Source organism: Paenibacillus sp. J22R67 (genome assembly GCF_059692175.1).
Genome location: NZ_JCAUAX010000002.1, coordinates 59,064 through 78,070 on the forward strand (window position 1 = coordinate 59,064; position 19,007 = coordinate 78,070).

General features: G+C 45.3%; 21 protein-coding genes. 2 read left to right on the top strand and 19 right to left on the bottom strand.

Going from position 1 to position 19,007, the window contains the following annotated elements; genetic code table 11:
- Positions 1-240: 240 nt before the first annotated feature.
- The 3 genes from AC58VC_RS06240 to AC58VC_RS06250 all read right to left on the bottom strand — a co-directional run bounded on the left by AC58VC_RS06240 (position 241) and on the right by AC58VC_RS06250 (position 4,555).
- The gene (locus AC58VC_RS06240; RefSeq protein WP_497367982.1) at positions 241-2,913 is read right to left on the bottom strand and encodes a phosphoenolpyruvate synthase; all 2,673 of its coding nucleotides are present in this window, start codon (positions 2,911-2,913) and stop codon (positions 241-243) included.
- A gap of 2 nt (positions 2,914-2,915) precedes the next feature.
- The gene (locus AC58VC_RS06245; RefSeq protein ID WP_497367983.1) at positions 2,916-3,503 is read right to left on the bottom strand and encodes a TetR/AcrR family transcriptional regulator; all 588 of its coding nucleotides are present in this window, start codon (positions 3,501-3,503) and stop codon (positions 2,916-2,918) included.
- A gap of 290 nt (positions 3,504-3,793) precedes the next feature.
- Positions 3,794-4,555 carry an SDR family oxidoreductase gene (locus AC58VC_RS06250; RefSeq protein ID WP_497368978.1) on the bottom strand — a complete coding sequence of 254 codons (762 nt, stop codon included), beginning with the start codon at positions 4,553-4,555 and terminating at the stop codon, positions 3,794-3,796.
- 225 nt (positions 4,556-4,780) lie between these two features.
- On the opposite strand from AC58VC_RS06250, the gene AC58VC_RS06255 reads away from it, so the two are divergent.
- Entirely contained in the window at positions 4,781-5,398 is a 618-nt protein-coding gene (locus tag AC58VC_RS06255; protein WP_497367984.1) for a TetR/AcrR family transcriptional regulator, read from the top strand.
- Positions 5,399-5,926: 528 nt separating this feature from the next.
- Here AC58VC_RS06255 and AC58VC_RS06260 read toward each other — a convergent pair.
- Positions 5,927-6,394 (bottom strand): hypothetical protein, encoded by a 468-nt coding sequence (locus AC58VC_RS06260; RefSeq protein ID WP_497367985.1) that lies wholly within the window; start codon positions 6,392-6,394, stop codon positions 5,927-5,929.
- A 230-nt stretch (positions 6,395-6,624) separates the two neighbouring features.
- Positions 6,625-6,873 (bottom strand): hypothetical protein, encoded by a 249-nt coding sequence (locus AC58VC_RS06265; RefSeq protein ID WP_497367986.1) that lies wholly within the window; start codon positions 6,871-6,873, stop codon positions 6,625-6,627.
- Positions 6,874-7,096: 223 nt separating this feature from the next.
- Between AC58VC_RS06265 and AC58VC_RS06270 the strand changes: the two genes are divergently transcribed.
- Complete coding sequence (locus AC58VC_RS06270; RefSeq protein ID WP_497367987.1) at positions 7,097-7,312, top strand: PLDc N-terminal domain-containing protein; 216 nt, start codon at positions 7,097-7,099, stop codon at positions 7,310-7,312.
- 177 nt (positions 7,313-7,489) lie between these two features.
- On the opposite strand, the gene AC58VC_RS06275 is transcribed toward AC58VC_RS06270, so the two are convergent.
- The 14 genes from AC58VC_RS06275 to AC58VC_RS06340 all read right to left on the bottom strand — a co-directional run bounded on the left by AC58VC_RS06275 (position 7,490) and on the right by AC58VC_RS06340 (position 18,995).
- Entirely contained in the window at positions 7,490-7,771 is a 282-nt protein-coding gene (locus AC58VC_RS06275; RefSeq protein WP_497367988.1) for a hypothetical protein, read from the bottom strand.
- Positions 7,772-8,038: 267 nt separating this feature from the next.
- Positions 8,039-8,467, bottom strand: coding sequence for an NUDIX hydrolase (locus tag AC58VC_RS06280; RefSeq protein WP_497367989.1), 429 nt, complete (start codon positions 8,465-8,467; stop codon positions 8,039-8,041).
- A 255-nt stretch (positions 8,468-8,722) separates the two neighbouring features.
- The gene (locus tag AC58VC_RS06285; RefSeq protein ID WP_497367990.1) at positions 8,723-9,217 is read right to left on the bottom strand and encodes a phosphoglycerate mutase family protein; all 495 of its coding nucleotides are present in this window, start codon (positions 9,215-9,217) and stop codon (positions 8,723-8,725) included.
- Positions 9,218-9,495: 278 nt separating this feature from the next.
- Positions 9,496-11,172, bottom strand: a complete 1,677-nt coding sequence (locus tag AC58VC_RS06290; protein WP_497367991.1) for an ABC1 kinase family protein — start codon at positions 11,170-11,172, stop codon at positions 9,496-9,498.
- Between the two features lie 6 nt (positions 11,173-11,178).
- Positions 11,179-11,475, bottom strand: a complete 297-nt coding sequence (locus AC58VC_RS06295) for a phasin family protein (protein WP_497367992.1) — start codon at positions 11,473-11,475, stop codon at positions 11,179-11,181.
- Between the two features lie 166 nt (positions 11,476-11,641).
- Positions 11,642-11,878: a winged helix-turn-helix transcriptional regulator gene (locus AC58VC_RS06300; protein WP_497367993.1), complete on the bottom strand. Its 237-nt coding sequence runs from the start codon at positions 11,876-11,878 to the stop codon at positions 11,642-11,644.
- Between the two features lie 130 nt (positions 11,879-12,008).
- Positions 12,009-12,956, bottom strand: coding sequence for a hypothetical protein (locus AC58VC_RS06305; protein WP_497367994.1), 948 nt, complete (start codon positions 12,954-12,956; stop codon positions 12,009-12,011).
- Between the two features lie 98 nt (positions 12,957-13,054).
- A complete protein-coding gene (locus AC58VC_RS06310; RefSeq protein ID WP_497367995.1) occupies positions 13,055-14,008 on the bottom strand; it encodes an aldo/keto reductase in 954 nt (317 codons plus the stop codon).
- A 292-nt stretch (positions 14,009-14,300) separates the two neighbouring features.
- Positions 14,301-15,239 (bottom strand): aldo/keto reductase family protein, encoded by a 939-nt coding sequence (locus AC58VC_RS06315; protein ID WP_497367996.1) that lies wholly within the window; start codon positions 15,237-15,239, stop codon positions 14,301-14,303.
- A 119-nt stretch (positions 15,240-15,358) separates the two neighbouring features.
- The gene (locus tag AC58VC_RS06320) at positions 15,359-15,595 is read right to left on the bottom strand and encodes a hypothetical protein (RefSeq protein ID WP_497367997.1); all 237 of its coding nucleotides are present in this window, start codon (positions 15,593-15,595) and stop codon (positions 15,359-15,361) included.
- Between the two features lie 96 nt (positions 15,596-15,691).
- The gene (locus AC58VC_RS06325) at positions 15,692-16,207 is read right to left on the bottom strand and encodes a GNAT family N-acetyltransferase (RefSeq protein ID WP_497367998.1); all 516 of its coding nucleotides are present in this window, start codon (positions 16,205-16,207) and stop codon (positions 15,692-15,694) included.
- Positions 16,208-16,511: 304 nt separating this feature from the next.
- Entirely contained in the window at positions 16,512-17,213 is a 702-nt protein-coding gene (locus AC58VC_RS06330) for an MFS transporter (protein WP_497368979.1), read from the bottom strand.
- A 22-nt stretch (positions 17,214-17,235) separates the two neighbouring features.
- On the bottom strand, positions 17,236-17,733 hold the full coding sequence (locus tag AC58VC_RS06335; RefSeq protein WP_497367999.1) for an MFS transporter: 498 nt from the start codon (positions 17,731-17,733) through the stop codon (positions 17,236-17,238).
- Between the two features lie 176 nt (positions 17,734-17,909).
- Positions 17,910-18,995, bottom strand: a complete 1,086-nt coding sequence (locus AC58VC_RS06340; protein WP_497368000.1) for an iron-containing alcohol dehydrogenase family protein — start codon at positions 18,993-18,995, stop codon at positions 17,910-17,912.
- Positions 18,996-19,007 lie beyond the last annotated feature (12 nt).

The following is a 19,007-nucleotide window of genomic DNA, read 5'->3' on the forward strand; positions in this document are numbered from 1 at the left end:
TCACTTCCTCCTCGTTAAACTTTATACGATTCCATTGCTTGGTAGTTGCGTTAACCTCACGTTAGAGGATTTTGCTAAAGACAGTTCAGTCGGGGATGTTACAAAGTTCTTGTCACCCGAGAACAAATGTGTCTCCGGTTTTTACCATAGTTCTGCATTAGTCACCCATTTGAAAGCGGCAAACTTTGACTTGAAAAATAAAGTCTCAGATTGCCGCTTTTATTCTGCGTAATTGAAGCCTCACTCGCTCCGCTCTAGCACTAGTACATAGCCGCGCGTCCCGTCCAAGCGAATGCGGTCACCGTCTCGGATCAAAGTAGTCGCTCCGTCAATGCCGACGACCGATGGCAGCCCGTACTCCCGGGCGACCACAGCGCCATGCGTCATCAGTCCGCCGACCTCCATCACCAGCCCGACAGCGGAATGGAACAGCGGAGTCCAGCCCGGGTCGGTGAAAGGGGCGATCATAATCTCACCCCTATTCAGCTTCGCCTCCTCCGGCCGCAGTACCACACGGGCGACGCCCTCTATGACGCCAGCGGATACCGGCGTTCCGACCAATGCCCCCTCGGGGAAATCCTGCAACTTGCGCCGGCCAGTAATGATTTCCCCTTCACTCGTCATCAGCCTTGGTGGCGTCATGCCTCGGAATCGCTCTAGCTCCTCCTTCCGCTGCTCGACAAGCGCCGCAAGCCCGGGCAACCGCTCGCCCTCGGTCAGTCTCAGCAACTCATCTAGCGATAAATAAAATACATCATCCGTCTTCTTCAGCACGCCAGCCTTGACCAGAGATCGTCCTTCGTCAAGCAGCCCTTCTCTCACGAGGCCAAAATGTTGCATCATCAAATATTTGGGATGCTCCCGCAGCCCCATCAACCCGCGGTATACGCTTACCAGCCGCGACATCAGCTTCGCTTTGAGCCTCCCGAAAGGCTGTTCACGTAAGCGCTTCAGCAAGTCACTTGATGCGGCTTCAGCTTCCAAGGTTCCTTCCGTGAACTTGGTCCGGTGCTCCCCAGGCTCCATGTTCCGCATATGGCTGGCAATCGACGGCAGCAGCGTGCTCGGATCCTCTCGCCAGCGTGGCCGCGTAATGTCGATTTCCCCAGGGCATCTCATCCCGTACAATGCCATGAACTGATCCCACAGCAGCCCGAACGCGTCGCCGCCCTCTGCCTGTCTCAGCTGTTCGCGGAACTGATGGGGATCGCCGCGCGTGATCAACTCGATCACCTGCGGATACGATCTTGCTGCATCTGCCAGGTCGCCGATCATAAGCCCCATTTCGCTCGTGATGTTGCCGGGCAGCCCACGATTCAGTATATGCACGAGCTCGGTATCACCCAACCACTTGATTGACAGCGCATTTACCAGTCGGGACGAAATGATACCCGCGAGCGGATAAGGGATCAGCTGGGGGAAAATGGTCAGTAGCAGCATGCCTATATGCTCCTGTATTCGGAGGACCCGTTCCGGACCGGTGACGCCGGAAAGCCGAGATTTCCCTTTTTGGATCGACGTTTTGAAGTACGCATTTACCTCAGGATGCGCTTCAGTGATAGGAGCATAAAGCAGCTTGCGTGCCACTCTCCGCAGAACGGGACGAATAAAGCGGATAACGCCTTTTTTCACACCAGGAGCTGAAGGCAAATGCTGGATAAACGACTCTCGCTTCACGAGCTCCGCCACGCCGAGGCCGATCATTTCATCCACGTTGGTCAATACTTTCGGCAAAATAACACGGGCCTGCTTCACCGTTAGCAGCTTGGTAATATCGACGTAGACTCTTCCGCCAACAGCCGCCGTATGTTCGTTCATCATCCGGATGCCCGTTTTCCCGAAAGGAAAAAGAGTACGAAGCACGGACAAGCCCATTGGCTTCAACGCATCCGTCATCATCTGCTGATGGCCGAAGGAAACAAGCAGATGAGGGCTCTCCCCTGCCGGAATGTTCAATTCTGGCTGCGGATACAGCGAGGTGATCGGTCTGCTCTGAACGATGTAGAAATTCCCCTGCGCAAAACACCACTCGATATCCTGCTCCGACCCATAATGCCGCTTGATCTTATCGCCTAGTGCCGCGAGCTCCAGGACACGCGCATCGTCTAGCGCCTGCAGCTCCTGCTCCGCCTCAGGAAGTTCCGTCGTGACGGTTCCTCCCTCTGGTAGGGCATATATAGCCAGCTTCTTGCGGGAGACGGATTTCCTCTGCAGCTTCCCTGATCGCACCTGATACAGGTCCGCGGAGACTAGCCCAGACACAAGCGCCTCCCCCAAGCCGAAGCTAGCGTCAATCGACACGGTATCCCGGTGGCCCGTAATCGGATCGGCGGTGAACATAATGCCGGATACCTCGGGGAACACCATGCGCTGCACAACGACGGACAGCTGCACGGCACGGTGTTCGAATCGGTTGCGGGCCCGATACGATATCGACCGGTCGGTGAAAAGCGACGCCCAGCATTTGCGGACTGCGTCCAGCAGCGCGTCTTCCCCGCATACATTCAGATAGGTGTCCTGCTGACCGGCGAATGAAGCCGTCGGCAAATCCTCCGCCGTGGCGCTCGAGCGCACCGCATATGCTTGATCCTCTCCGGACTTGCTCCAGTCCAGGATGATTGCGGTACGAATGTCATCTGGAATCGGCAATGTTACCAGATGCTCACGGATGTCCTGCCCCAACGCCATGATTTCCTCAAGCTGATCCGCCTCAACCCTGTCCAATCGCCCAAAAAAACCGTCCATGACGTCGCTCTGCTTAAGAAAGGATCTGTACGCTTCCGTGGTGAGACAAAAGCCCGAGGGGACAGGAAAGCCCGCCTTCATCATTTCCCCCAAATTAGCCCCCTTGCCTCCGACGAGGGGAAGGCTGCTCTTATCCAGATGTTCAAAATCAAGCACATAAACGCTCATGCTTATTCGCTCCTCTTATTGGATTGGTCTGCTCGAAGACCGTGCATATACAAACTGAACAATGTTTCGCCCATCTCGACCATCGTCACCCCGTACTTGGCAGCCATATCCGGCCGCGCCATGCGCTGAATGCTTTCCAGCATAATGGCTGTCACCAGCCTCGGATTCACATTCCGGATATGCCCCTCCTGCATCGCCCGCTGAAGAAGCTTTTCTATAAATGTGAGCTGTGCGCTGCGGAACGCTTCAAGCTTCGACCATAAGTTTGGGATATATTTTTGGATATCGTTCAAAAATAACGGATGCAATTTGACAAGCTCACCCTTAATGCTCATGAACACACGCTCGAATACGTCAAGCGGATCGCCGGGGAACTCCATATGCTCTTTCACATGAATTGTAATCGCTTTCATAATAGTGTCCAGCACCGCTTCAGCGATCTCTTCCTTCCCGCTAAAATACAAATAGAGCGTCTTCTTGCTCATCCCCAGCCGTGACGCCAACTCGTTCAGCGTCACTCCGCGATACCCATTGGCATTAAACAGAGATGCCGCCTCCTGCACAATGCGCGACCGGATCGATTCATCCATCGTACGATACCTCCTGTCCACTGCGGAAACCATACTGGTTTCTATAGTTTCCATTTTACATAATGGCACCATCAACCGCAAGGTGGAAAGTACGTTCGAGTCCTCTAGTGACACGTTATATCTTTGAATACGCTTGTACCATTTCGATGAGACAGATAGAGAGCCAATTCAAATGCAAATCTCACTTTCCAGGATTCTTTCCCATGAATGATACCGCTCCGTTCAGTACTACTCCTGCGCATAAAACAAAAAAGGCCGCGATTTAAGCGGCCCTTAATGAAAGAAGTGCGTTAGTATGCCGTCCAGCCTGCATCGGCCGTAACGACCGTGCCGTTAACGAAACCGGCGTCGTCGGATGCTAGAAACAACGCCACTTTCGCGATTTCGATTGGTTCGCCGCCGCGCGGATTTAAGGCCATGCCCGCCATCGCCCGTTCCATCCCGAATGCGTTCGGCTCGTTGATGGACGTACCGATGTTTGTATTTACTCCGCCCGGCGCGATCGCGTTGCAGCGAATACCCAATTTCGCGTATTGGAAGCCGACATTCTTCGTGAACCCGACGACCGCATGCTTGGAAGCCGTATATGCCGCTCCGGCACGGGAGCCTTGTAAGCCGCCTGCAGACGCGATATTGACGATTACCCCGCTTTTCTTCTCCAAGAAAATCGGTAGCGCTTTGCGAGTGGTCCGCATCGGCCCCGTCGTATTGATGGCAAATACCCGTTCCCATAGCTCGTCCGTCAAATCGGCGGCTGGCACGAAATTATCCATGATGCCCGCATTATTGACCAAAATGTCGAGCGTGCCGTATTCCTGGACGGCCGTATCGATCATTTTCGCTACGTCTTCCTCCTTGGTAACGTTGGCAGCTACCGCAATTGCCATTCCGCCAGCGGCCGTAATTCCATCTACGACGGCTTGAGCCGGTTCCAACCGCAGGTCGGCCACAACAACTTTGGCTCCTTCGGATGCGTATAATTCAGCGATTGCTTTACCCATGCCCGATGCCGCACCCGTAACAACTGCTACTTTTCCATTAAGTCTCATTATGATACCTCCACTTTCATATAGTATGGATTTCCGCTAGCCTTTTAACCTCGCGCAACAGGTTAAGAATGATTGACCTTTTTGAACAAATGTTCATTAACATTCATCTGTATAAAACGAGTATAATCATCCTTGGAGGCGATTACAATCAGTAATTCACTCTCATTTGTACGCTAACGCACACTATTCTTGAAGTTGTTCAATAACATATGCAAAGGTGGAAATCTTATGGCTGAGCTCGAACCGAAAACCGACCGCCGCATCCTGCGCAGCAAGGAGGCGCTTCGACGCGCGCTGCTGGAACTAATGGATAGCAAAAGCTTTAGCTCCATCTCAATTACCGAAATTGTGGAGTTGGCAAATTACAACCGCGGCACGTTCTATACGCATTACGAAAGCAAGGAGATGCTGCTAGACGACATCATAGCGGATTTGATCCAAGATTTACTTCGCTCATTCCGAGCTCCTTACGAGTCGTCCGAGGTGTTTTGCATCAAGGAATTGTCAGCCAACTCCGTATTAATTTTCGATCATTTCTATCAACACCGCTCTCTCTATACGATGCTGCTGAAGAGCGATGTCCTCCCGAAGGTCAAGGAAATCATGCTCGTTTCCTTAAAAAATATTTTGAAGGACGAGCTGCTGCTGGAAGAGAACGACGATCAAATCAATCAAGAGCTTCACGTTGTTTACTCCATGCATGCGCTACTTGGACTCGTATTTTATTGGATCGAGCATAATTACCATTATTCGCCTGCTTACATGCAGGAGCAATTGGTCAAGATCATCAACGCCCGGACGACAGGTGCCAAGAACGTACGCAAGTCAAGAGGTAACAATAGCTAAACATCAATCAGGCGTCACGGCTTTTTTAATCATACCGCATCCCGCCAATCTTTCTTAACACGCCTATTACTGTATCGACTGATATAGCTATTGTTTGGTTAGACCCAGTGTGTTTTCATTAGGGACAAATCATTATTTGTCAACGAATATTGAGTGGATGTTGGATGCCAATAATGATTTGAAGTGTAAAGAAGCGAACAAACTAAAGGGTTTGCTGGTCGGTCAAGTAACTGACAATTATTGCTCTTTGCATATAACATACACAACTCCCTTCACAGAAAAAACGACGGCTCACGATGTTAAGTACCGTGTCCAATATGAAATACATTCTCACTTTCCATTTCATCAATATATCCTTTAATTTCTACATAAGGGTGATCTAAATCCTTGCAAGGTTAGCTATTATTTTTGAAAAACGCTGGGCCCATAGACAGAAAGTGTCCACTGTTCTGGTACGCTAACTAACACCAATACTAAAAACAGACCCAACGATATCTCGTTGGGTCTGTTTTTATGAAGGCACATGTCTTATACCGTACCTGAGGAATCCGGTACGTCCGGACCATCAACGACATCGATCACACCGATAGCCAGAATGCTGATAGCGGCCGCTTTTCCCAGCTTTTTCACGCCGTCTTTCAACCGCGCTTTATCGCTGTCCTTGAAGCCTGTCACGACATCTTTTCCGCTCTCGACCACATACTCAATGCCATGGCCTACTCCTCTTGCCGTCGTAATGACCGTTTGTTCAAGCTCATGAAGTCCAGCTTTCGATTGCTGCTTATCAGCGGTAATTAAGCCTGCGCCTAAATCCCATACACCGCTCGCTGCATGGCCTGCGATCTCACCAGTTTTGGCCGTGACCTGTTCTACATCATTCCCGATTTCCTTTATATAATCACTGCGAACAAGCTCCCCTGCCACACGGACAGTTCCTCCAAGCACTTTGCCTGTCACATCGCCTGCCAGTTTGCCTAAATCCTTTAGAAAATCCATTTCAAGCACCTCCGTACATCATTATATGCTATATTACGATTGTCGAAACACTTGGTTGCAATTCATGAAGGAATGGGTGGCTTTCTTATTCGGATAAGCGCTCTAAAAAGTTGATATTAGAGAACAAAAAAAGAGTTCGAACTAGCATTAACTGATACGAACGCTTTAGCACATCTCTATATCTATTTATTTTATGTAATCCCAATTGGTACAGTATTCCGCAATACTGCCTATAGCTTTATGACAAAAGAGAAAACTGCCGTGGCGGAAACTTTATCATTTCCATACAGTTGATGATTATCGATAAAATAAAAAGCTAAGAATCCAATAAACAGTAACAAAATTGTAAGTGTAATAAAAGTTAATTTACCCTCTTTCAACAATCTGCCCCCTATGGTAGCATTACTTTCGTTATCAGCATAATAAATCCCTTGAAAATAAGACGTTTTAGTGCTTGTAGAATTTTCGCTTTTGTTCAAGGATCCTGCCCGATTACTATTACTAATCACGACCTTCAATATAACTACGATCATGCGCGACAAGAAGTTGTTCTGATTTACTTGCGATTGCCTTACAAAAGCGGTGATTGGCTCTCGGCAGTACAACAGACTTTTTACTATATAATTTGGTAAAACCTTGAAACTTTCTCACTGTGATTTCGTAACATTAATAATTCAAAAAAAAAGGGGGGGGGGGGCAAACTTGTCTAGTAATGTTGCATTTGGCACAGGTATTATTTTATTATTTGTTTTAACATCCTTTGCGCTGTTTTTGGCACACATAGTTTTATGCGTATGGGCATATCGAGATAGTAAAAGAAGAGGTAAAAGCACGGAATTTGCATTAATTATTCTGCTGGCGATGTTGTTTTTCCCAATCATAGGACTAATTGTTTATCTAATAATTCGTAATGATTAGTTCCAAATCAAAAGATCAAAACTTCCATACCCTAATGTCAAATAAGATAGTTTGATTGCACTATTGCCCGTTAACGTAACGAAGCTGCCCGACCGTGCCGGCAGCTTCGTCATTCAACTATAGTCTCCCGTTATGATGTATTTAATTGAATAGATAACTCTCTTAAAACAGTTCATTTCATCGTCTAAATAGAACCTCTTTTATGGTGTTAATAATCAAATCCATGATCCCCATTGTCTCATAGTTTTTAAACGTTTCATTATTCAATTCCTGATCGCCACCTAAAGTAAACCCATCATATTTCCCATCTTTGAACGTAAGTGCTAAATCATATGAATGCCCAGTTTGGTTATGTAGAATTTTAGAGATGGCAATTATGTCAGAAGTTTCACCCTCAAAAACAGTGAAACCTTTAGACTCAAGTTTTTGATAAACTTCTTTCGCAAATTTAATGTCCATCTGTACACTCCCCATCCTTGTATTTTCTAAACTCACCAGCTGATGGCATATTCGACTACAAGTATAGCTCTTATTGATTATATTACATGCATCGAACGTGCAATACAAATATTTCCTAATTACAGTAATTTACTGGAAAAACTAACTTTTCTTCACCCAGATAAATGATTTTGAAACTTCATTAACTAAGAATAATTCAACTCCACCAAACGATGAGCTTCCTGTCACCTTAACTTGAACACTGAAAGCCTTTATTGGAACAACTTATTATTCAATCCACTGTCTTGGTCCCACAGTATGGAAAAGATGCTGTCTTTCATGATTTAATGCTTCCTCAATACGCTTACATGTGAAATCACTAATCGGTTTAGGAAGTTCATCTCTTGAGCAGAATCTGCATTCTAAAATTTCAGGTGAGCTTGGCTGAGGTATTTGATTAGTATCGTTATTCGCAATGAAAACGAAATGATGCATGTCATAGTTTGGATCGTAGTATATACCAGTTAATTGCCCAATACCGACTTCTAACCCTACTTCTTCGTGAACTTCTCTTTTTGCAGTTTCCTCAGCTGACTCATTCTCTTCAGCTTTTCCTCCAGGCAGATCCCAATTATTTTTGCCATAGCTATGTTTTACCAATAAAACTCTTCCCTCAGAATCCAAAACAACTGCTGCTGCACCAATTAACTTAGGCAAAGTGACGCCCCCTTAAGATTAATGACTACTTAATTATTGACGGAAATAAGTGGAAAAAGTTTATAGTTCACCATGCTAATCTCCCGTTCCTTCAACGGACAACGGCAGCCGATCGTGTACCGGCTGCCGTCATGTCGTGATTGAACTATAGTTGTCCGTTAGCGCAACGGCTCTACTTACTTTTACCTACTGTCGCGTTATTGTTGATAATTCAAGAAGCGAAAAAAGTTCAATTAGGAAATGTATCATTCTGAGTCAGTTTAAATGACTGGTGCTATTAGAAAATTTTAAAATATCTGCTTTGGGATGATAGTGTAAGAAGTGAATCCCGGTGTTGTTGGTATGGAACCAGACATTATTATTTGAAGGTAACTGAAGAAAATTTTCAATGAGTTTTGTAATAGTTCCTCCGTGAGAAACAATGGCAACTCTTTTATATTGACTGCTATTTTCTTTTATGTAAGAAAAGATTTGCTGGACTCGCTCATAGAATTTCAAGTCACTTTCATCAACTTTCTGCTCACATAAATGATCAAGGTATTTCACTTCACAATCAACGATGTTCGCTAAAATATTCGCCGTCTGCTTTGCACGTTGAAGTGTACTTGACCAAATTAACTCTGGTGGAAATTCTTTTGAAACACGTACAGACATTTTTTTGCTTTGCTCAATTCCTAAGCTTGTTAACGGTTCAAGTACATTTACTATCTCATCTTCAGATTCACCATGTCGAATTACTAATATCTCCATTAGTTTCACCTCAATTAACTGTTTTCATCTAATTTTACCCCACATTGTACCACATTGAAATTGCATTAAACTTCCGTTACATGAATGAAGCCAGGGAGCAGTCGCGGATCCTCGGCAATCGGAACATATTCTTGACATTGTAAAATGACAAGAATATGTTCCGGTAAAATAAAAAAGCCGCCTTTTAGGCGGATCTTAAATTAGGTGCTTTACAAAAACGGCTGACCAGCGTGTGGCAGTCGTTTCTTCATTCTCTAAGCGCTGACAAAGGACTATTTCTAGAATCTGCCCGATTTAAAAATCGAAAATAACAGCCAGAGACTCATTAAAGATGCCAATACGAACCCCACTTCGATGGTTGGCACGTTCAGCAAGAAATAATGCTTCCGGCCAACAATGGAAGAACCGATGATGAGTCCCATCATAATGAGGCTGAAAGACAAGAGAACGATGCCGAACGTGATCCTATTGCCAATGCGATCCAGCTTACGCAGGAAATCGTAGGCATCAGGGACGCTAATATTCATATGCAGCTTCCCTTTTTTTATCAATGAAAATAACTCTCGGGACTGTCTTGGAAAATCAATTAGCAAGTCCCCATAATCCGTGACATCCTTGAGTAAACTTGCTGTCAGATTTTTCGGGCGCAGTCGTTCCAACAGTAGTTGGAGGCCGAATGGTTCCGCTATCTTTACGATACTGATCGTAGGATCTAGCTTTGTGACAACCCCTTCAATCGTTACCAGCGTTTTCCCTAATAAGATAAAATCCGCCGGAACGCGAATATGGTACTTGTACGCCACCTCGAACAGATCGTTGACGATTCCCCCCAGGCTTACACGACTAAGAGGGACTCTGAAATATCGCTCTCTAAGCTCCTCAATATCAAAACGCAGCTCCGCCATATCGATTTCCTCGTCAATAAGTCCGATCCGGTAGATCGCCTTAATCACCCCATCGGTGTTCTGGCGCATAAGAGCAATAATCAGTGAGGAAAAATGAAATTTTGACTCCGCCGTGAGCCGGCCCACCATGCCAAAGTCAAGCAAAGCGATTACTTCGCCCGGCTGTATGACTATGTTCCCTGGATGAGGATCTGCATGAAACAAACCTTCAACGAATATCTGATGAAACAATGCTTGAATGAGCCGATTGGCAATTCGCGCTCGGTCATACCCATGTGCGTTGAGTTGATCCTCTTGGTACAGCCGAACACCCTCGATATACTGCATCGTTATGACCTTTTTCGAGCTGTAATCGCTATAAATCAGCGGCACATTGATATGGGCGACACCCTCGAACTGCTCAGCTATCTTCTTCGCATTCCTAGCCTCTTTGGTATAATCCAGCTCATTTAAGAGCGATTTGCCGAATTCCGCAATGAGGACCTCCATTTGAATCCGGCGCGCCCATGCAAAGCGTCGCTCGGCGATCGCAGCCAAATCCGCTAGAATTTCAAGATCGATCCGGATTGATTCTGCGGCTTGAGGTCGTTGGATTTTGATAGCCACATGTTCTCCGGTGTGGAGCACGCCAAGGTGCACTTGCCCGATGGATGCCGCTGCAAGTGACTGCTCCTCGAAGCGGTCATAAACCGTCCCGATACTTTGTCCTAGTTCAGCCTCAATAATATCCTTTACCTGTTTGTAAGGGATGGGCTTCACATCATCCTGAAGTTTCTCCAACTCCTTTACAATGTCTTCCGGAAGGAGATCACTACGGGTGCTGGCGATCTGTCCCAGTTTTATAAAGGTTGGTCCGAGCACTTCAACGACATCCCTAATTCGCAGTCCAAGCGATTTACGGTCTGTATCGTCATCCACTTGAAATCTTCTAATTGGAATACGAAGCCGCTGCAGCACATCTGACTCTTCTACCAAGAAGCCGAAACCATGGCGAACCAAAGCAATAACAATATCCCGGTATCGTTGTAACTGCCGTATCCTTTTCCTCATAATCGACTATGCCTGTAGCTTGTGTTCCATTTGGTCGATGCGCTGTTCAAGCCGCTTAATATCTTCCTCGGTCGCCAGATGCAAATCAACCAGCAGCTTCTGAAGCTGTACGCGTACGATTTCTTTAAGAGCGTCCTGTTGCTCCTCCCCCTTCTTGATCAACTTTGCTACCAACGCCTTCGACTCTTCAGGGGCAACTTCTCCCTTTACCACAAGCTCTTTGACGTAGTTCTCCAATTTTTCTTTGGTCACTATCGTGATTCCCAGACCGAGCGAAACTGCATTCTTGATCAAATCATTCATCTAGAACACTCCTCTACAAACAATAATTAGGCATTATGATTTCCAATAGATGCCAATAGTATGTATGCGGAGAAGAATAATTTCCAGTAAAACCCCTTCATTTAAAACATGCTAATAAAGAACACCACGAAGAAGATTAATATAGGTTAGTTGATTCCCCATTACTTCATAATCTTTTATCTCTTTTGTCTAATGCGAATGATTCCATTGAACGGTTCGCACCGTATTTCTCCTCCAAATGAGCGACATGACCTACACCCCAATCATTTAATGCCTGCATGACCGATGCCATACCTTTCCCGTATTCTGTAATGGAGTATTCCACTTTCGGGGGAATTTGGTGATATATTTCACGATGAACGATATCGTTATACTCCAGTTCTCGTAATTGTTGGGTAAGCATTTTTTTTGGTTAATCCCAAAGCCATAATAACAAAATAAGAAACCGGAACCCCTTCAGGTCCCGGTCTTATCCACCTATTCAGTCTCACTCAATCGCCCATCCCGTAAATGCACAACCCTCCCGTACGCGTTCATTGACTCAGACGCTCCTTAATCACTTCAACTGAGAATTTAAACAATAGGGCTTTATCCCGATCTTGGAATAAAGGGGCTCCAGCAAACATTTGCAATCCAAAAGACGGTACTTGAGAAGTCGCTGTTCTCGTAAGACTCATCGGAAAATCCAAAACATCCAGGATCAGTTGTACATTACAATCTTGGGGTACGAAATTAGGCGAATGCTCGAGCCAAGTCCTTCCCCATCCCGGATTTTGGCCGCTTTTTTTGCAGTAAATGAGTGGTGTGAAAACGTCAATGGATTTTTTTAACAATCTGTAGTCCTGTGCGAATATTCTTGTCAAAGCTCCGTCGAATTGTTCCGGAGTCCAAGGGCACATGTAAGCACCAATCATACATTCTGGTAATTTGCTCTTTATTATCTTCGTATATTGAAGCGCAAATCCGGCTATTTTCCGGCAGTTGTGTAATGTCCACTCCTTCGGATATTTTAATAAAATTTCATCCGGTGTCCTTGCATCAATATTTGTATGAAGACAAAAATCCTCGATACATGTGGAACAAAAACAGCTTTCCTGCAAGTCGGGTTCCGGCTCTTCGAACCAACCTCCGTAGGTCAAATAGTCGAGCCAAATGCCTCTTGGTTGAAATCTTTTCAACCCCTCTGTCAATTGCTCCTCGATTTGGGACAGATACTCCTTTTGCGATAAGCATATGCCCTGCACCAGTTTGCCATATCGAATCGGCTTGCCGTCTTTTCCAATTGGTATAAGTTCAGGATGCTGATCAAAATCTGCTCGAAACGTTTTAAATTCCACACAGGCATGCAAATCTCGTCTTTCACAAGATGCAAACGATTGTTCGTTGAAACCGTGAAACCAGACAGCATTAACCCCATAATCTTTCACATTATCGGGCAGGTCTGCGCTACCGTAAGGACCGAACAATAAAGGTATTGTCATCATAGTAATCTCCTTACAAGTACAAGTTATTTTAAAACGGCAGCTTCATATCAAATTCTTCGGCAGCATTGGATAGAGATTATTTATGTTTAGGAGTTTTATACGGCGAAAGCTTCATCCAATTGACGTACATGCTCTTCGGAGAGCTCCCAGCCGACCGCCCCAACGTTTTCCTCCAGCTGCTCTAATCGACTCACACCTATGATTGCCGAAGATACGGCAGGACGATGGATGATCCAGTTCAAGCTGACTTGTGCAGGAGTTTTTCCCAATTCGTTTGCTATTGCCCTCAACTGCTTGACCGCGTCCTGAACATTTCCCGCCCTTTCGGCAACTGCCGGCTCCATGTATCCACGGCTTCCTTCGGGAATCACATTATCGTACTTTCCAGAGAGAATCCCTCCTCCTATAGGGCTGTACAGAATCATGCCAACTCCTTGATCCACGCAGAGCGGCTGCAGCTCCTTCTCCACAGCCCTGTTGATCAGGCTATAATTGGGCTGAACGGATACAAAACTTGAGATCTTGTTGACATCGCTGACCCATAGCGATTTGGCGAGGACCCATGCCGGAAAATTAGAGCATCCTATATATCTTACTTTGCCTTGACGAATCAAATCGTCATAAGCACGTAGTGATTCCTCTAGAGGGGTATCCCAATCTACACCGTGAGCCTGATAAAGATCGATATAGTCTGTTCCAAGACGCCGAAGGCTATTTTCGACTTCTCTCATAATATGTTGACGGGATTGCCCTTTGTCGTTCGGACCACTCCCTACTTCTCCGTGTACTTTCGTAGCTATGACAACCCTATTTCTCATTCCTTTGACCGCTCGGCCGAGAATTTCTTCCGCTTCGCCGCCTGTATACCGATTGGCATTGTCGATCAAATTGATTCCTTTATCAACTGCGGCATGAATAATCCGTATCGAATCCTCCGGGCTCACCTTGCCCGGCTTTCCCCAACGCGGGGTCGCGCTACCGAAATTCCAGCAGCCCAAGCTAATGCGAGATACCTTCAAGCCAGACTTTCCAAGTTTTACATATTCCATAATCTCTCACCTTTCGTTAAAAAGAATAAGAATACTTGTCACAAACATGTGCGTTTCTGTTTTAGGAAAGATATTCATCCTCCCAAAACATATGATCTAACATTATCAATTATAGATAATCATTCCTGTTATGAGAAGAAGTGAAAACTTTTAAACTAAGTTACCTGCAGTTAACTATTGTCTCATAAACTTTTCTCTGAATTCACACTCGATTCATGAAGCAAAAAGCCGGCCATTGTGGCCGGCTTCAAATTTCTATTAAAATTATCGAAAGTTTATATCCAACATTCTTTTAAGCCAATATGGATTCAATTTTATCAAGTACATCCGATGAGAGCTCGACACCAGATGCCTTCGCATTTTCTTCTACCTGCTCTGGGCGGCTTGCACCCACTAGCGCACTCGCAACATTAGGCTGCCTCAAAATCCAAGCTAATGCTAGTTGAGCTACAGAGATTCCTAGCTCCTTAGCGATACCATCGAGCTGTCCGACTTTGGCGATCTTCTCCTCCGTGATCCCGTTCCGCATACCTTCCAGTTTAGCGGCACGGCTATCTGCAGGAATCTCGGAGATCGATGTGTACTTCCCGCTAAGAAGACCCTGAGCGAGCGGCGAGAATACGACTTGGCCGATGCCTTTTTGTTCGCCGAGTGGGATCACCTCTTTTTCAATATAGCGGTTGAACATGTTATAAACCGGTTGATTGACGACGATGCGATCAAGCAAATATTTATCAGCTACTGCTAGTGCTTCTGCCATTTGTACAGCAGTCCATTCGCTGACTCCAGCATACAAAATTTTGCCTTGTCTCACCATATCATCGATGGTTCGAAGCGTTTCCTCTACAGGAGTTTCAGGATCAAAACGGTGACAATAATAGATATCCACATATTCCGTATTCAAACGCTTAAGGCTGGCATGTAATTGCTCGAACACATGCTTACGGGACAATCCCCGGTCATTGGGACCAGCACCCATTGGCCAAAACACTTTGGTCGCAAGCACATAAGAATCGCGGGAGTAAGCGCTGAGAGCCTCTCCTACCACTTTTTCGGCTTCTCCACGTTCATACACGTTAGCCGTATCAAAAAAATTGATACCCAGATCGTATGCTTTGTGAATCGAATCTACTGCATTTTTCTTTTCGACGTAACCGCCGTATGTCAGCCAACTGCCTAAGCTAATCTCACTAACCTTTAGTCCCGATTTGCCTAATCTCCGGTATTTCATGTGCACTATTCCCTCCATTTTGTTCTACTATCTTGACTACCTAATGATAAAGCACACGGTATTCTTTTAAAAGTACTGAAATTTTATTTACATACTTAACGAAAGTATAGTAAGTAAACTCATTCATTGACTGCAACTATGAATGGTAGTGATAATTCACCCTCGTTACTTGTTTCAAGTAGTCCATAATTCGATAATTGGGATACGTCTTCGCCCCTCATATCCATTCCATGTAAAAAAAAAATAAGTCCCCACTCACAAATTAAGTCTGCATATCCTTCTGGATGAGAAATGAGATAATCAATCTGTACATTTTTTGTAATTTCCACGCTCATGCTACTACGTTGTATCGTCATTCATAAATTCCTCTCATTTGGTAATCGTTTCTCTTACGTTTACGATTAAGTACAAACATCCTACTCAGCGCATACAAAAAACATATGAAGAACTCCTTACTTCACTTTCGATTTTGTAAGATACAAGACCAAATCATCATCTACGCGAACTTGAGTTCCAGGTTTGACAGGCATGTTATTGTATATTATTCCTCTACCATCGGGGATGAAACCACGCTTTATGTAGAGCCTTTGCGCAGTTCCATAGTCAGCATATAACCCAAATCCAATCCCAATAGAATCCGATTTAGAGAAAGCATTTTCTTCAAGAGCTTCAATTAGTATACTTCCTATACCACGTTTCCTATATGGAGGAATGACGTCAAAGTTTTGAATTTCAGGTATTCCGTTTTCAACAAAATAAGGGTATTTTGATTTGTATACTACATGTCCCCACCCTACAAACTCACTCTCATTAAACGCTAAGAGTGTGACTCTTTCTTTACTTTGGTTCTCTTCCCAGCATCTTTCAACATAATCACGAGGTTTACTGATGTCATGACCAGACAACCCCAAATATATCAAATCAATAGTGCTCAATGTCATTGGACGGATTTGAATAGGCATACTCATATTGTATTTTCCTCCTAAGTAGTAAAATTGACCCAAAAAATGGTCTCACTATCTAACATGATAACAAATTATTTAAGTTTAGGTTGATAGAGAACAGCTATTGTTAAATTCTCCTGTCCGTTAGAGTTCAGTAACTTCATGGAAAAGAAATAATAAAAGCCCGCTCTTGACATATCGTCAAGAACAGGCTGGAATTTCTGTATTACAGTTTTACGACATTCTCCGCTTGGAGGCCACGTTAGACTTTAACAGACAACGGCAGCCATTCAGTGATGGCTGCCGTTGTGTTGTGATTGAATTGTCGTTATTTCGACATCTCCTTGATTGCGGATGTACTACGCTGGAAAGAAAACTTCGGCAGCTTGAGCAGAACAGCGACCAGTAATAACAGGCAGCCGTTGATGACGAACACGACGGGAATTGACAATTGGGTTGCGAGAAATCCTCCAATTAGCGGACCCAATAACAGGCCCATTTGATTGGCCGATTGATTCAGGCTGAACGCACGGCTGCGAAATCCCGGTTCCGTATGGGTAGCAATAAAAGCATTAAGCGCCGGAAATACGGCAGCGAAAAAGAGACCGTAAACAAACCGCAGCGTTCCGAAACCGATCAAATCGTGAAACAATATTTGCAGCAAATTCCCGATCCCTCCGCCGATAAGACCGATGAACAACACCTTCTCGTAGCCCACCTTTATGCCGATTTTGCCCCAACGAGGTGCTGCAATCAATGTAGCGACTCCTACCGCAGAGAAAATGATCCCCGCATGAAGTGATGCGGACGACTGACTGGAGCCCAGCTTCAGCACGTAAATCGTTAGCAGCGGTTCCAAAATCATGATCGACGTCGATGTAATAAAAACAATGAACAGCGCGGATACGAGCGTCCGATTGGCCGCCGCTTCCTTAAGGTCGTTAAGAACCGCGGACCGCTTCGCTTCGGATTTAACAAAGAAAGGCTCCTTCACCCAAACCCATGCGATAACGAAGGCAATCAGTACCATCACGCCTGCCAGCAAAAAGGTTTCACGCGTGCCGATCAGGTGGCTTACTACCCCTCCCCAGAAGCGGTCCTAGTACGGAAGCAGCTGCACTGGAGGTGGAGATAATGCCGAGTGCATAGCCGACTTGCTTCTCCGGCGTATTGGTTGCTACCAAAGCGATGGCTGACGGAATATATCCTGCGAGCAATCCTTCCATAATTCTTATGAGAATAAGCTCGTATGGATTTTGCACGATGAAGTATAAAAAATACGCGATTGCTAGACAAATCCCGGCGCGAAGCATCATGGGCTTCCGGCCATACTTATCGGCCATGGAGCCCCAGAACGGAGCGATTAAAGCTGCAGCAAGAAATGTAATAGCGAATACAACACCCGTCCATAGTTCCAGATGGCTTTGTACACCGAGATCGTCCTGTAAAAATAGAGACATAAACGGGATGGATACCGTATAGGCCATACTGACAAGGAAAGTCCCTACCCACAGTACGAAAAGATTACGTTTCCAAGAATTATCAACCAAGGAAGCACTCCCTTTTTTTCGTTTGACTCCTATCATACCATTTATATGAAGGGGTTTTTAATAAAACGTTTTTTTTAGGATGATAAAATGTTGTAATGAATGCTACGCTTGCGAGTCCTTTTGCCCATAAAAAAAAGCCTGATGTCTCAAGCTTTTTCTTATTGGATTACTTTGTACTACAAACCCTCTACTGTTTTAATAGCTCGAATTATCATTTCAGAAGTGACAGGAAAGTTCATATTTCCCATTGTGCTTTCTGGAAGAAGCGATATTCTCGAAATTTCATTCAATTCTTCTTGAGATAATTCGCGATTGATACCTAGCTGCTTTAGCTTAAGCGGCAGCCCGATCAATCTATAAAAATCACAAAGTTCCTTAATCTCCTCCTGAGGGCGATCTTCAAGAACTAATTGAACGAGAATTCCGTAAGCCACTTTTTCTCCATGATAAGCTTTGTGTGTTTCCGGGATGACCGTAAGACCATTATGAATGGCATGGGCCGCCGCAGAACGGCAATTATCCTCCCCGAGTCCACCGACCATTCCGCTAAATAATATGTTTGCATCGATAACACGCTGCAACGCTTCGCTTGGTGTGCCCCTTTCGGCATCCTTTACTGCATGTCCGCTATATTCTATTAATGTGTCATAACAGAGTTTAGCCATATGCAGCCCGCCAAGTGTTGCTAAATTTTGTTTTTTCCCGGATGCGGACATCGGGGCCTCGATCCATTTCGCAAGCGTATCCGCGATTCCGGCTGCCAAGAAACGAACCGGAGCTTTGGCAATAACCTCGGTATCGACAAGACAAAGCAGCGTTCCACGTACAAAAACGGGAAAATTAATGTAAACACCTTCTTCTGTATACATAATCGATAAATTAGCCACAGCTGCGCAAGTTGCAGCAAGTGTTGGTATGGCAATAAAAGGCTTATTAAGCTCATTCGCAAGCGCTTTTGCGGTATCCATCACTTTCCCGCCACCGACACCGCAGATCAATTCAGTTTCGGGTGGCGTGAGAGTTTTCAATCGGGATACTTCCTCATATGAGCACTCTCCTCGATATGTATGTACGCCATAATGAATACCAGCTTCATCTAAACTCTCTGTTAATTGATTACCACAGCTATTCCACGATTTTGTTCCTGTAACGATAATGACGGATTTGCCATACTTGGCGATCCACTTTCCTGCTTTACGAATAATTCCCGCTTCTTGAATATAGGCATTCGGCGATCCCAGAACAAAATGTACACCTTCCATAGGTAACTCTTC